Below are 13447 nucleotides of genomic sequence, written 5' to 3' on the forward strand. Positions count from 1 at the left end.
AAAAAAAGGCCTTTAAAAAAAAAAAAAAAAAAAAACGAAGAGCGTAATGCTCTTCGTTTTTCTTTACTTGCTGATCACTTCTTTTCCTTTGTAAGAACCGCACTCACGGCATACTCGGTGAGAAAGTTTGTATTCTCCACATTGCGGACATTTAACCATACCAGGCATTTCTAATTTGTAATGCGTACGACGCTTTGCTTGGCGGGTTTGGGAAGTTCTACGAAAAGGTACTGCCATGTTATCCACCTCCTTAAAAAATAATGAATCAATTGGCTCACCATGAAGATGAACCAATTTATGATTTGTCTTTGTCAAAAAACTTTGCCAGATCCGCTAATCGTGGATCAATTCGGTTGTTCCGATCTTCATCCGTCACGATTTGCCACCCTTCACCTTCAGGCGGGGCCTTCACGTCTTTCGTGGCGGGATCAGCAACGACTTTCATCGGCTTCTCCAAGAGAATAAGTTCCTCAATACAAGGAAGCAAATCTAAATAATGTCCTTCCACTGTATGTAAGTTATCTTCTTCTGAAGGAACCGTGAAGCCAGGGTCTAGAAGAAAGATTTCAGTCGTTTTTATCAAAAACGGAGTAACAACGTCAGCCAGTGTATTGGCACAAGGAAGCGTCATTTCCCCTTGGATTGTGAAGTAAAATGTGGCTCTCTGACGGTTAATGTCCGCATGACCTGTAAGATGGACCGGTGTTATGCGGCGAATTTCCGGATCAAGTGATCGAATGTTAGAGACATCCACATACTCGTCAAATTCAAGCGGTTTTCGATAAAAATTCTTTAATTCCTGTAATGACCATTTCATCTAATTTCACCTCAAGGCAACAGTAATAATTATATCGACCATAAAAAGAAATGTCAACATAATATCTTTACAGTCTGTCTTTTCACTTCGTCCCTTTCCAGTTACACTAAAGGAGTCTATAACTTTGTAACGGGAGGGCTTCGTTTGAACACTTGTGGAATTGTTGTTGAATATAATCCGTTTCACAACGGTCACTATTATCATTTACAACAATCGAAAAAACAAACAAAAAGCGACGTAATGATCGCTGTGATGAGCGGTAATTTTTTACAACGGGGTGAGCCCGCCATCATTTCCAAATGGAAACGTGCAGAAATGGCACTCTACAGCGGTGTCGATCTTGTCGTTGAGCTTCCGTATGTGTTCGCAGTTGCTCCTGCACCAATTTTTGCGAAAGGCAGCATTTCTCTTTTAGCTGCACTTGGCGCAAATACCCTCTGTTTTGGTAGTGAGTCGGGGTCGATTGATTTATTTTATCATACGCTGGAGCAATTGAATACGAAAGGAGCACAATATGATCAGTTCTTGCAAACTTTTCTGAAACAAGGACAATCATTTCCAAAGGCTGCCTCTAATGCAGCACAAGCGTTACACATTAAAAATGGGGTCGATTTGACGTTACCAAATAACATTCTAGGCATGGAATATGTAAAAGCCATTCAAAAAGATCATCCATTGATTCAGGCTCAAACGATTTTACGGAAAGGAGCGTCCTATCACGAGACGAATTTAGAAGCGGATCCGATTGCGAGTGCAACAGCCATTCGAACGACGATCGCAAAGGAGGGCGCTCTAACAGACCGTGTATTAGCAACGATGCCTCCTTCTTCAGCCGCTGTATTACAGCAAGAATGGGAAAAGAATCACATAATGACATGGGATGCTTTGTATCCTGCTCTTCGCTACAAATTGCTATCAACTGATGAAAGTGCCATAGCCGCTTTATACGAAGTAGAAGAAGGGCTTGAACACCGTTTAAAGAAAGCTGCCCTGCAGTGTGATACCTTTACTGATTTTATGACGCATATTAAAACGAAGCGCTATACGTGGACGCGCCTACAGCGAATGTGCTTGCATATTCTTCACAATTTGGCGAGAGAACAAGCGAAACAGTGGATGGTTAACGGACCCGCTTACGTGCGCATTTTAGGGATGAGTAGCAAAGGCCAAGAGCATTTACGTCGCATAAAAAAAGCCATTCCTTTACCGCTCGTTACAACTGTTTCAAAATGTGATCATGAGATGCTCGCCTTTGAGCAACAAACCGCTGCCGTATACCATAATGCCAATGATCCAAACCATGCCTCAGAACTCATTAAAGCTGAATATAGCACTCCCCCTCTCCAACGAGAAAAAGCATAGCAAAAAATCGAACGCTTGCAAAAGCAAGCGTTCGATTAAGGTTATGTTTATAATTTTTTTAAATAATCAAGTGCATCTGACATCGTTTTAACAGGAATGATTTTCATTTTTGTATCAATGTCTTTAGCCGCTTCAACCGCATCGCGATAATTATGCTCGCGAACAGGCGCAAAGAAAATTTCTGCACCTGCTTGATCAGCAGCGACGATTTTTTGTTGAATACCGCCAATAGGACCTACTTCTTCTTTGACATTCATTGTACCTGTTCCCGCAATTTTATGACCTTTTGTAAGGTCACCTTTCGTTAATTGATTATAGATTTCCAACGAGAACATAAGGCCTGCAGAGGGACCGCCAATTTCACTTGTTTTAATAGTAATAGCTGGTGTGACTTTTACATCAACATCGGTTAAGGGATATGTAATGCCAATACCAGCGCGCTTTTCCTTACTGTTGCCCGCATATTTTTTCGGAAAACTAGCTAACGGCACAGTAGCCAAAAATAACTTTTTCCCGCGCTGAACTTTAAAATGTGCTTCCTCGCCGGCTTTTTTCTTCTCTAAAGCCGCTAGAAGTGCTTCTGATGTTTTAATTGTTTTTCCTTCTAAAGCGATAATTTCATCGCCAGCTTTTAATTTCTTTTCAGCCGGCATACCCGGAATCACACCTGTAATGTAGACCCCTTTATTGATTACTTTCACCGTTTTACCTGCTTTTTTGTATGCCACAATTTTCGCTGCAGTTTGAGAATCATGCATCATTTTTAATTGTCGCATGTTGTATTCTTCGTCACTTTCATTATCGAAACGCACGTTATCGATCGGTAAAAGTTCTCGATACTTACTAAACTTTGCGATCAAATATTGAGGAATATTGGCCTTACCAATCCGAACGGTCGTAAGCATAAACGAGCCCTTTTCATTATGGTCACCACCATCAACCTTAATGATGGGAGCTAATTCATTGGCACTACCCGGTGAGGTAACGTAATAAGGAAGCGGATAAAGGGCAATCACGAGTGCTAATACGAGCACCGCAAGCAGCGTGTAGCCGTTTAGCCATCTTCTTTTTTTACGTACTTGTCGATCATTCATGATTTTTCTCCTTCCAAACTTCAATGCTTTGAAGTATTGTATCAATTTGACGCTTACCCGCTTCTTCACCGATTGCGATTATTTCATTTACATTTTTAAAAGCAGTCGAGCTATATTGTTCTACCATCGGACGAATCATAACATCAGCAGAAATTTCATGGTATTTAACAATTTCTCTTTGCATAATATCAATGCTTTGAACAATTACATCGAGAATAGAAGTCATCATCGGCTGCGCCTTAAAATGAGAAATGTCAACAGCAATTACAATATCTGCTCCCATCTCACGAACTACTGCAGCTGGTACCCGCTCAATCACACCACCATCAACAAGCAATCGCCCATCTACTTTTTCAGGCACAAATATGCCAGGAATTGAAATGCTCGCCCGCACAGCGTCTGCTATCGATCCTTTACGAAATACAACCTTTTCCCCTTTTGCAAGATCGGTTGCTACAATGGCTAGTGGGATGATAGAATCTTCAATATTTTTGTGATGTGATAATAAACGTATGAGTTCTTTTACTTTTTTACCGGAGACGAAACCCATTTTTGGTACTGTATAATCCATATAATACTTTCTTTTAAACAAAGTTGCCATTTTTATGAGATTTTCATTGCTATGCCCGAGTCCAACCATCGCTCCAACGAGCGCACCCATACTGCTGCCCCCGATCAAATCAATGGCTATATTATTCTCACGAAGCGCTTTTATAACACCAATATGAGCAAATCCTCGTGCGCCTCCAGATCCTAGTGCTAAGCCGATTAGCGGCTTTTTCATACTGTACGCCTCCTCGCTCTTTCATTAACATATGGTCTAAAAAACAGCTCTATACGTATAAATATATAGCGATGGACAAGTGATTAAGATTTTTGCATGGAAACGGGGGATACGATGAAGTGGAGCGTTACTAAATCCGTCTTTTTGGCTATATGCGGCGTGACTCTAGCTATTTCAGTGATGATTTTTCCTAAGCAATCGTTTGAAGCGTCCTTAACGGGGTTAAAAATGTGGTGGGACGTTGTGTTTCCCTCACTGTTGCCATTTTTTATTCTATCTGAACTATTAATCGGCTTTGGTGTCGTTCACTTTGTCGGTGTCTTATTTGAACCACTCATGCGTCCTTTATTTAAAGTTCCAGGAGCTGGGGGCTTCGTATGGGCAATGGGTCTCTCTTCAGGGTTTCCTGCTGGCGCAAAGCTGACTTCGCGCTTATGGCAAGAAAAAGTAATTACAACAACTGAAGCCGAACGGCTCGTTTCTTTTACAAATAGCTCTAATCCTTTATTTATATTCGGTGCGGTATCCGTTGGTTTTTTTAAAGATCCTGCTCTTGGTATTATTTTAGCACTTGCTCACTATATTGGAAATTTTTTCGTTGGCCTCACCATGCGTTTTCATGGAAACGAACCGGGCACTCCACAACCAGAACAGCGAGAAAAAAGAAGTCCTCTGCAAAAAATGCATGAGGCACGCATCAACGATGGCCGGCCAATTGGTAAGCTACTAGGCGATGCCATTCAATCCTCTACCACTACGTTATTGGCGATTGGTGGATTTATCATTTTATTTTCCGTTATTAATAAAGTGCTAACACTTCTTCTTGTTACACCACTAGTGGCAGAAGGTCTTGGGCATATTCTTTCCATTTTTTCATTACCTGACTCGTTAAGCACACCTTTTATTAATGGGTTATTTGAAATTACAACGGGCAGTCGGTTAACGAGTCTAGCAAGCAGTTCTTTATTTGCTAAATGCATCATTGCTAGCTTTATTTTGGCGTTTAGTGGTTTCTCTGTACAAGCACAAGTTGCTAGCATTCTTGCCGAAACCAACATTCGCTTTTCTCCTTTTTTTGCGGCTCGTCTTTTGCATGGTCTATTCGCTAGCGTCCTTGCTGCTATTTTATTTCCAATACTGTATGCAAAAGAAACAAACGCCGCCATTACAACATGGGCAACAACGCACCTTTCTGCCAGTACAGATTCTCTTTGGGCTTTCGTTGTACAAGGAGGCGCCTATGTCACATTAGGAACGTTAGTTTGCTCTATTTTATTGTGGGGATTACGGCATTCAAAAAACCCTCGTCTTCATTAACGAGGGGATTGAAATTTCTGTTTTAAAGCGTCTTGGACACAAGGTGGCACAAGATCCTCAACAGAAGCATGATATTTCGCTGCTTCTTTTACAATACTAGAGCTTAAAAACGAATATTGCGGACTTGTCATCATGTAAAACGTTTCGATAGTATCATTGAGCTTCTTATTAATAGCATCAATTTTTAGTTCATATTCAAAATCAGATACAGCACGAAGACCCCTTAAAATAACATTTGCACCGCTTTGCTTCACGTAGTCTGTCACTAAACCATTAAAAGAATCAATGGATACATTGGGAAGGCCAGCTACCGCTTCTCGTAATAAATGAATGCGCTCCTCTACGGTAAAAAGCGGGCGTTTATCTTGATTATTCGCAACAATGACGATGATTTCATCAAAGATGGATGCCCCTCTTTTTATAATATCAAGGTGGCCAAGTGTAATCGGATCAAAACTACCAGGACAAACTGCAATACGTTTCATGATTAAGCCTCCTCCTTTTCCAGATCAGAAGCAAAGGCATAGATCGAGACTTGCGTTGTGTTTCCATACCGTTCTTCTTTTGTTTTTAGTAGCTCTCCGATATGATCTGGGACGTTCGCACTGGGATCATGCTCCACCATAATGACAACATTTCTATCTAACAATGAAAAATCAAGCAACATTTCGATGTCTTGAACGATTTTTTCTCGTGCATAGGGTGGATCTAATAGGACAAGGTTAAATTGTAAGTCACGTTTTTTTAATGCTTTTAAAGCACGCAGCGCTTCATTTCTATAAACCTCTGTCTGCTCCTCGTAACGACATGCAGCAAGATTTGTTTTTATCGTTTGAATAGCTTTCATTTCTTTATCAACAAAAATCATTCGATCCAAGCCACGACTGAGCGCTTCAATGCCTAAGCTCCCACTGCCTCCGTACAAATCTAGCCCTAGTCCACCATCAAAATACGGGCCGATCATATTAAAGATGGACTCTTTAATTTTATCGGTTGTCGGACGCGTGGAGTGTCCAGGTACTGCCTTTAGAGGATGGCCTTTACGTTCTCCAGAAATAACTCTCATTCCATTTTCCACCTATCTCTTCATCTCTTTGTCTTACACATAGCGTATCTACCATATCCTATCATAATTTTTTTCATTAGAAAATGAACGAACAGAGTAGACGAAGTATAGAATGACAAGAAGCGGTCATACTAATCACAACAGCATCCCTAAACTGATGTTGTTGCCAACCGCGGAGAAGACTTACATCCCCATAAGTCTTCCTCCGGTTTCTCCTCTCCCATTGCCCTTCGTTTGTACCGGATACAAGCTATAAGGGCTGCCCGCAATGAATGTGCGGGCTTTTTTTTGTGTAAGAAAGGCTTTTTTCCGTTTTCACAATATGCTACGCTCTTATAAGACAAGGAGGAGTATGATGATTCAACGTTTTATAGAGCTAGGTGAAGGCTATTCAGATCTTTATGAACTACTCGAAATCGCTCACAGTAATAAACATCGATTGGCACAAATGATCGTTTTACATACGACGATTCGAAATGAAAAACGTGCGTCTGTGCTCGTTGTATTGCATCCGGCCGCACAAGGAAACTTTCAACCACTGTACGTATGTCTTGAAGGAATTCCAGCACAATCAAAGCGCTTACAATTGTTTCTAGATGCAGCGCAAGAGCTTCATCAGCAAGTAATAACCTTTGACGTTCAACCTGCTGACACCTTTGGTGAAAAAGAGTTATATTTTCAGTACTTAACAGGTATTTTGCGTTTAAATTATTTAATTCCACCACTTCTATAATCAAAAAAATGACCCCGCAAAAGTGTTGGGTCATTTTTTTATAATCCCATTTTATAATCGTATTCTTTCGCCTTATCTGGGATTTTACTTTCATATTCTGTTCGAATAGCGTGTTTAAAAGATCGTTTAACCTCTTTTACAAAATGAAGCGATTCAAGCTTTGCCGCTACCTCGTCAATCTTACCTCCATCACAATACAAAACAGCATATTTCAGTCGTTTTGAAATATAATGAACGTTACCATATCGACGCAACTGCTTAGAAAATTTCAAAGAATGTAAATAAACCGCAAGCCCCATTCGATTACCTATCATCACGTGCTCCTTTAATCCTCTTTTTTTTAGTCTAGCATGAAATGTCGTTGCTCGCAATTTCCGATTGTACGAAAGCCAGCTTTGCTTATGATCAAAGTTGGATTGCTTTCGCACTAACAGTGCTGCCACGCCGAGAACTGTCATTACGCTCTTGTTACCATTAGCCTACAGTATAAAAAAAGGAGCTTGGTAATCCAAGCTCCTTTTGATCGTGTGCTATGAAACCTACAGCACATGAACGACGCTATTTAAGATGCTTAGCTGCACCCACAGCCACCACCAGTACTACAGCCACCGCTACAGCTTTTCGAATCAAAAAATGGATTTCCTGTTGGTACTTTAATTTGCTGTGAAACACTTCCAGCAATGAGTGTACTGCACTCTATTAATAAAGCTTCCAAATCCTTTTCTGCTTTCTTAAAGGAAGAAATCGATTCGTGAAAATCCAGCTCTCGCTTTAGTAACCGTATTTCCGTTGAGATTGTTTTATAATCAGGATGGTATTTCCCAAAACGTTGAACCTCATCATATTTATCTTTCAATACGGAAAACTCCGCAATTAAGTGCTGTGCCTGTGAATCTTCCTGAAGTTTGTTTTTACAAACTCGATATTGTTCAGCCGTTTCTGAGTCGGCAATCATTTTCCCGAGGAAATAGGACTCATCCAGCAACTGCACATCTAACATGGATTTGTGCATTCGTCTCACTCCCTATGGTACTTGCATATCATTCCACACTACTATTATTATAAAGGATATAGAATAGAGATGAAAGGTTAACACACTCATCTCTAAAAAAAACAAGAAAAATCCAACACGAGTAGCGTTGTTGAGAGTGAGGACATGAATGAAATTAGTTACCTTTAACCCTTTTCGTACGATCGGTTTACCAAATGTACGCTACATTAAGCCTGAACATATGTTCAAAGAACTAGAGGTTATTAAAGAAGCGGACGTGCTTCTGTTCCCTGAAAATTGGCAAGTTAATTCGCTCGTTTACGGTTTAAAAAAGCCCATATTCCCAAGCATTGAAAGTGTGCAGCTTGGCTTTAATAAAGTAGAAATGACACGCGCCTTATGGACGGTTTGTCCAGAAAATGTGCCTTATACCGAAATTGTTGGTAATACCCGGGAAACGCGTGAGAAAATTCTTGAAACCTTCCCCTTTCCATTCGTTGCTAAAGAAATTCGTAATTCCATGGGAAAAGGTGTTTTTCTTATTGAGGATGAAGAGGCTTTTCACCGGTATGCAGATCAAAACGACGTTCTCTATGTACAAGAATATTTACCGATCGATCGTGACCTTCGTGTTTGTTATGTCGGTGATCGTGTCATTGGCAGCTATTGGCGCATTGGTTCCAATGGTTTTCATAACAATGTTAGTCAAGGTGGCACGCTATCATTTGACGACATTCCAGAAGAAGCGATTGCGCTCGTACAGTCTGTTGCTTCGAAGCTTACTATAAATCATGCAGGCTTTGATATCGTAGTAGCGAACGACCGCTATTATATTTTAGAGTTTAATGTCTTATTTGGTAACATGGCCTTTAACCAATTACCGATTAAGCCAGAACAGGAAATTTATCGTTATTTACAAAAACAATATGACTAATAAGGAGAAGCCTATACTTTCGCTATAGGTCTTCTCCTTCACCTTTGCCCATCATGCTTAAAAAGTCCATCATTAAGCCGACAGTTTTTACTTGATTATGAAATTTATCAATTCGTTGCCCAAAGGTTCGACCGTAAAACACATTTGCTTCTTTTTCTAGTTCCTCTAAAAGGAGCGGATTTCTCGTGAGATCGCGATACCATTTTGGCTGTTCTCGAATAAAGAATTTTAAATCTGGACGCGTGCTTAAATACTCGATTAATTCTTTTCTCATGTTTCGATTCGCTCCTTAATCTTTAAAAATTGAAAAATAATCAGATGTATTTCGACCTTTATCAGGGGCTGACGATTTCGAGCCTTGGAATTGTTGTAACAGTTCATAAATTCCTTCTACAGCACCAGATACAGAACTAATATGCTGCTTTAAATCACTTAAACTCATATCTTTAAAAACCGAAAGAACATCTCCAAGGGTCATTTCTTTTTTTGACGACGCTGCCTTCTCCTGAGATTGCATGCGTTTTTTTCTTGCCTTGAGCCCTTTAAATCCTTGAGTAATTGAAGATTCTTGAACCTCCGCCTGATAGTCTTTCCAGCATTCGTCCTCCTCACCTAAGATGACCCAATCACTATATAAATCCTTCCATGAACGCTTATTAGTGCGAACATCGAGAATTAGCTTAGGATGCTTTTTGATAAAGGCACGAAAAGCCTCAACATCTTTTTTCAATTTACTCACCCCCGGCTGTTAGCTGTCCTTCATCAACAGCCATTTACCTATTACATGATACAAATTAACAGCGTAAAAGGTGCTTCAATTTTTAAATATTTTTAAAAAAACGCCACTCTTCATTGTACGTAGATGGGCTTTATGGCAAGATGTAAGAGGGAAAATCAATGACAGAGAGAGGACGAACGATGGAATTAATTCATAAATTACAATCATTTCTTAACGAAGCTAGCGAAGAAGAAGCACAGATTTTATCCAATGCCGTTGATAGCTTACAGAAAAAAAGAGAAACACCTTACGCTTCCTACATATCTAGTTTAATGAATATGGAGTATAGCCTCCATAAGAATGAAACACTCTCCATTACGATCCCTATTACGCCATTTTTGCATAATACACTAGGAATGGTTCACGGAGGGCTTACCGCTACCTTAATGGATACGGCTATGGGCGCCTTAGCAAACATCACCTTAGCTGATGACGAAGCTGCTGTGACGTCTGAAATGAAAGTGAATTACACATCACCCGGCGTCGGCAAAGCACTACGTTGCGACGCTAGCATTGTTCATAAAGGAAGACGCTCCATCGTAACAGAAGCTAGAGTATACGGAGACCACGAAGAGCTCATTGCCCTATCAACCGGCACGTTTTTTGTTGTTAAACAGTAGCTAGTAACTATAACAAAAGAAGGAACAGAAGTTCCTTCTTTTGTTAGGCTTATCGTGGAGTAATAAAATTTTGTGTATAGAATTTTTTATACACACCTGCTCCTAATTTTGTAAATTCTTTTTTTAATAGATTTTCACGGTGACCTTTACTATTAATCCACCCTTCAACAGCGGCTGCGCCATCAATATAATTAGCAGCAATATTTTCTCCAGCATACGTATACCCTACATGTCCCGCTTGTAAACGATCGCTAAGCTCCCCCTTAGTCGGTGACGTATGGGAAAAATAATGATTTTGTTCCATGTCGAGACTATGTCCTAAGGCTACTTCACCCGTTGCATGATCTGATGCTAGTGACCGTAACCCATGCTGAACACGGAAGATATTCGTTAGAGCCAACACTTGCTGTTCTTCTCCGCGATCGACTGCTTCTTGCTGTGCAGTTGTCAGCTTCAGTTCTGATGGCTTTTCACCACGAAATTCATAAGAATAGGGATGCATTTTTTTTAACACAGCCTGTGTAACATAACGAATGGACGAAAGCTTTTGCGTGAATTTATCAAAATATAAAATGGCATACAAGTCGTTTAATTGAACTAAAGGTCGGACGCTTTGATCTTCTGGACTTAATTTAAAAGATAAATAGCGAAGGCCTTGTGAAATCGTTACCTCGCGCTTAAAGGAAAGTTTCTGTTCTAGTTGTTTGCGAGACTCTCCTATTGCATATGGCTTAATCGGTACATCCTCTCCAGCGGCATAAACAGTTACGACTTTCCCCTTTTCTACCCCTACTTGCAAATACTTTGTTTTCTCATTTGTAAACACATACCAATCATAGCCATAGGCAGAAGGTGCTTTCTGATCGGGCTTTCCTAGGACGTGCAGCATGGCAGCTTTAGACTTTCCAATCAATGAAGACACAGAAGACTTTTCTATTTTGCTCGACGAAAAAGTTGATTTCTTTGGAATCGTTTCTTCCTTTTCTTGTATGGCATAATCCAGGTATCCTTTTCCAATATAAAAAGCAAACCCTAGTAAAAGTAAAAAAAACAATGCCCGCTTCACGGTCGATCACACTCCTTTCCTTTTGCATTCTATTTTACTTTACGAAAAACGAGAAGCTGTTGTCCACTTCGATCCTATCATTAGCATTCACCGTATCTCTCCATACAATACCTATTTTGGCACAAGAAAGAATGAATGGAAAAAATATCACGATGATGAGGTTGTCATGACTCGATTTTCATACTATCATAGAATGGTAAGTGTTTACATAAAGCACAAGGGGAGGCTGAAACATGCAATTTGAAGAAAGCAGACTCAATGGTAAAGTTTTGCCATTTTCCATGCTGGAGCATATTATGCATCAACACGGGATTATCCGTGCTGGCCAATGGGATTACGAACGAATTACATATGATTACAAATTCGAGGATATGACAAACGGAGATGTATACTACTTACGAATTCCTTGTCGTGTCGTTGAAGGAGAAGTCGAACGAGCACATGCTAAAATCGAAGTGCTCAATCCTTATCTAGGTAAACATTATTACCCTCATGGTGTTGAATACAATGAAGAATTCCCGAAAAATATTGTAAAACACTGTAAGAAATTAATTGATCAAATAGCAGCAGAAATTCACTAACGTTCTTGATATGACGAAAGCTGGAAGAATTTATATTCTTCCAGCTTTCGTTTTCATTTGTATAGCAGCTAGTTCCTCGCGATCTTTTGCTCGTTCACGCTTCACCCACTGATAAAATATACGTCCTAAAATAAGACCGTAAATCAATTCTTGCAACACTTTCATAATAATTCCACCTGTCGCCTGATCCTCAGCGGGTGGTAAATACGCTAAAAGCTGTGGTACGTGCTGATAGGTTTCATACATGACCGTTTTGGAAAACATAATAAGTGCACAGGCCGGAGTTAATAGCATTCCACTTCCAAATACATAAAAAACTTTTTTCAAATCTGTTAAGATGGCCAGCTCTTGAACCGGACATAACACAGGCCACCACATCGTTACAGCAGTAATAAAAAGCACAGTATGAGCCACAAATGCTAGAATTCCATACTTCATAATCGTGTCAAACACAATCGGCAGATGGTAGATTGAAAATAATGGAATGAATACGAGTAAGGCGATTAATGGTTTCGTTAGAAAACGGACACTTTTCATAACCGCATTGTTTTTTTGAAACAAACGAATAAATAACGCATGAGGTGTTCCTAGCAACAGTAAAGGCGGCACCACTAAATAACTAATGGCCATCTCAACCATATGAACGCTAAATAAATAGTGATGTCCAATGATACTCATCGGACTTCCTTTTGCAATGTATAAAAAAATAAGACCACTTGTGAAGAAAAATTTCTGAAGCTTCGTTGTTTCATACGGTACGCGCTGTTTTCCTGTATAACGGTAATACATCATCCCAAGTAACGCAATAAGAATGAAAAGATCTGGGCGATACAAACTAAAAAAGCTAAGTTGATCCACACTTTGCGCCATATGATGATTCATTGCTAACCACTCCTTTGTACTCACTTACCACAAATCATAACGAAAATGGCTGCATGTGCAGCCATTTTCGTATACTGATTATGATGTCCAAATAAGACCAGCGATGCCGGCAACTGTAATAGCTGCAATTAAGATTCCACTGATCATACCCCATAGCGGGAAGTCATGGCCTTTATGACTTAAATGCATCCAAATGTATAGTTGGAAAAATACTTGAATAACCGCTAAAACTAAAATGAAAAGAATCGCAAATGAGCTTGATACTTTGTCGCTCCAGATGGCATAAAAGGCAATAAGCGTTAACAAAATCATCATAATAAACGATACGTTATGATACTTACGCTCTTCTTTTATCGCAATTTTTCGATGCAATGCTTCATTTCGATGAACGGGTTGTTCCGTTTTCGTATGATCTGCCATCG

The 13447-nt window shown here is 39.9% G+C and carries 19 protein-coding genes; 6 read left to right on the plus strand and 13 right to left on the minus strand.

The features are described from left to right. Positions 1-63: 63 nt before the first annotated feature. Together rpmF and A374_RS12710 are read right to left on the minus strand one after the other, a co-directional pair. Positions 64-237, minus strand: coding sequence for a 50S ribosomal protein L32 (gene rpmF, locus A374_RS12705; protein ID WP_007202619.1), 174 nt, complete (start codon positions 235-237; stop codon positions 64-66). A gap of 58 nt (positions 238-295) precedes the next feature. Continuing rightward, positions 296-817: a YceD family protein gene (locus A374_RS12710; protein ID WP_007202620.1), complete on the minus strand. Its 522-nt coding sequence runs from the start codon at positions 815-817 to the stop codon at positions 296-298. A gap of 144 nt (positions 818-961) precedes the next feature. Between A374_RS12710 and A374_RS12715 the strand changes: the two genes are divergently transcribed. After that, the gene (locus A374_RS12715; RefSeq protein ID WP_007202621.1) at positions 962-2179 is read left to right on the plus strand and encodes a nucleotidyltransferase; all 1218 of its coding nucleotides are present in this window, start codon (positions 962-964) and stop codon (positions 2177-2179) included. Between the two features lie 47 nt (positions 2180-2226). Here the strand turns inward: A374_RS12715 and A374_RS12720 are convergent, their stop codons facing one another. Both A374_RS12720 and A374_RS12725 read right to left on the minus strand, forming a co-directional pair. Then, positions 2227-3273: a SepM family pheromone-processing serine protease gene (locus tag A374_RS12720; RefSeq protein WP_007202622.1), complete on the minus strand. Its 1047-nt coding sequence runs from the start codon at positions 3271-3273 to the stop codon at positions 2227-2229. After that, complete coding sequence (locus A374_RS12725) at positions 3266-4057, minus strand: patatin-like phospholipase family protein (RefSeq protein WP_007202623.1); 792 nt, start codon at positions 4055-4057, stop codon at positions 3266-3268. The genes A374_RS12720 and A374_RS12725 overlap by 8 nt, the downstream gene beginning before the upstream one ends. Before the next feature lie 114 nt (positions 4058-4171). Here A374_RS12725 and ylbJ point away from each other — a divergent pair, with 114 nt between their 5' ends. Beyond that, a complete protein-coding gene (gene ylbJ, locus A374_RS12730; protein WP_040340580.1) occupies positions 4172-5374 on the plus strand; it encodes a sporulation integral membrane protein YlbJ in 1203 nt (400 codons plus the stop codon). Here the strand turns inward: ylbJ and coaD are convergent. Together coaD and rsmD are read right to left on the minus strand one after the other, a co-directional pair. Beyond that, a complete protein-coding gene (gene coaD, locus A374_RS12735) occupies positions 5371-5859 on the minus strand; it encodes a pantetheine-phosphate adenylyltransferase (protein WP_007202625.1) in 489 nt (162 codons plus the stop codon). The genes ylbJ and coaD overlap by 4 nt on opposite strands. Positions 5860-5861: 2 nt before the next feature. Next, on the minus strand, positions 5862-6440 hold the full coding sequence (gene rsmD, locus A374_RS12740; RefSeq protein ID WP_007202626.1) for a 16S rRNA (guanine(966)-N(2))-methyltransferase RsmD: 579 nt from the start codon (positions 6438-6440) through the stop codon (positions 5862-5864). 355 nt (positions 6441-6795) lie between these two features. Between rsmD and A374_RS12745 the strand changes: the two genes are divergently transcribed. Further along, the gene (locus A374_RS12745) at positions 6796-7173 is read left to right on the plus strand and encodes a DUF7147 family protein (RefSeq protein ID WP_007202627.1); all 378 of its coding nucleotides are present in this window, start codon (positions 6796-6798) and stop codon (positions 7171-7173) included. Positions 7174-7211: 38 nt separating this feature from the next. Here A374_RS12745 and A374_RS12750 read toward each other — a convergent pair whose 3' ends face one another. After that, positions 7212-7487, minus strand: coding sequence for a YlbG family protein (locus A374_RS12750; RefSeq protein WP_007202628.1), 276 nt, complete (start codon positions 7485-7487; stop codon positions 7212-7214). 257 nt (positions 7488-7744) lie between these two features. Continuing rightward, a complete protein-coding gene (locus tag A374_RS12755) occupies positions 7745-8185 on the minus strand; it encodes a YlbF/YmcA family competence regulator (protein ID WP_007202629.1) in 441 nt (146 codons plus the stop codon). 148 nt (positions 8186-8333) lie between these two features. Here A374_RS12755 and A374_RS12760 point away from each other — a divergent pair, with 148 nt between their 5' ends. Continuing rightward, positions 8334-9098 carry an ATP-grasp domain-containing protein gene (locus tag A374_RS12760; RefSeq protein WP_007202630.1) on the plus strand — a complete coding sequence of 255 codons (765 nt, stop codon included), beginning with the start codon at positions 8334-8336 and terminating at the stop codon, positions 9096-9098. 22 nt (positions 9099-9120) lie between these two features. Here the strand turns inward: A374_RS12760 and A374_RS12765 are convergent, their stop codons facing one another. Together A374_RS12765 and ylbD are read right to left on the minus strand one after the other, a co-directional pair. Next, complete coding sequence (locus tag A374_RS12765) at positions 9121-9372, minus strand: YlbE-like family protein (protein WP_007202631.1); 252 nt, start codon at positions 9370-9372, stop codon at positions 9121-9123. Positions 9373-9387: 15 nt separating this feature from the next. Next, complete coding sequence (ylbD, locus tag A374_RS12770; protein ID WP_007202632.1) at positions 9388-9828, minus strand: spore coat protein YlbD; 441 nt, start codon at positions 9826-9828, stop codon at positions 9388-9390. A 167-nt stretch (positions 9829-9995) separates the two neighbouring features. Here ylbD and A374_RS12775 point away from each other — a divergent pair, with 167 nt between their 5' ends. Further along, positions 9996-10496, plus strand: a complete 501-nt coding sequence (locus tag A374_RS12775) for a PaaI family thioesterase (protein ID WP_007202633.1) — start codon at positions 9996-9998, stop codon at positions 10494-10496. 49 nt (positions 10497-10545) lie between these two features. Here A374_RS12775 and A374_RS12780 read toward each other — a convergent pair whose 3' ends face one another. Beyond that, positions 10546-11562, minus strand: coding sequence for a CAP domain-containing protein (locus tag A374_RS12780; RefSeq protein WP_007202634.1), 1017 nt, complete (start codon positions 11560-11562; stop codon positions 10546-10548). A gap of 233 nt (positions 11563-11795) precedes the next feature. Between A374_RS12780 and A374_RS12785 the strand changes: the two genes are divergently transcribed. Further along, positions 11796-12143, plus strand: a complete 348-nt coding sequence (locus tag A374_RS12785) for a YugN family protein (protein ID WP_007202635.1) — start codon at positions 11796-11798, stop codon at positions 12141-12143. Between the two features lie 30 nt (positions 12144-12173). Here A374_RS12785 and A374_RS12790 read toward each other — a convergent pair whose 3' ends face one another. Continuing rightward, complete coding sequence (locus tag A374_RS12790) at positions 12174-13025, minus strand: cytochrome c oxidase assembly protein (RefSeq protein WP_007202636.1); 852 nt, start codon at positions 13023-13025, stop codon at positions 12174-12176. 78 nt (positions 13026-13103) lie between these two features. Next, positions 13104-13445: a cytochrome C oxidase subunit IV family protein gene (locus tag A374_RS12795; protein WP_007202637.1), complete on the minus strand. Its 342-nt coding sequence runs from the start codon at positions 13443-13445 to the stop codon at positions 13104-13106. Between the last annotated feature and the right edge of the window lie 2 nt (positions 13446-13447).

The organism is Fictibacillus macauensis ZFHKF-1 (assembly GCF_000269865.1).
Lineage (GTDB): Bacteria > Bacillota > Bacilli > Bacillales > Fictibacillaceae > Fictibacillus_C > Fictibacillus_C macauensis.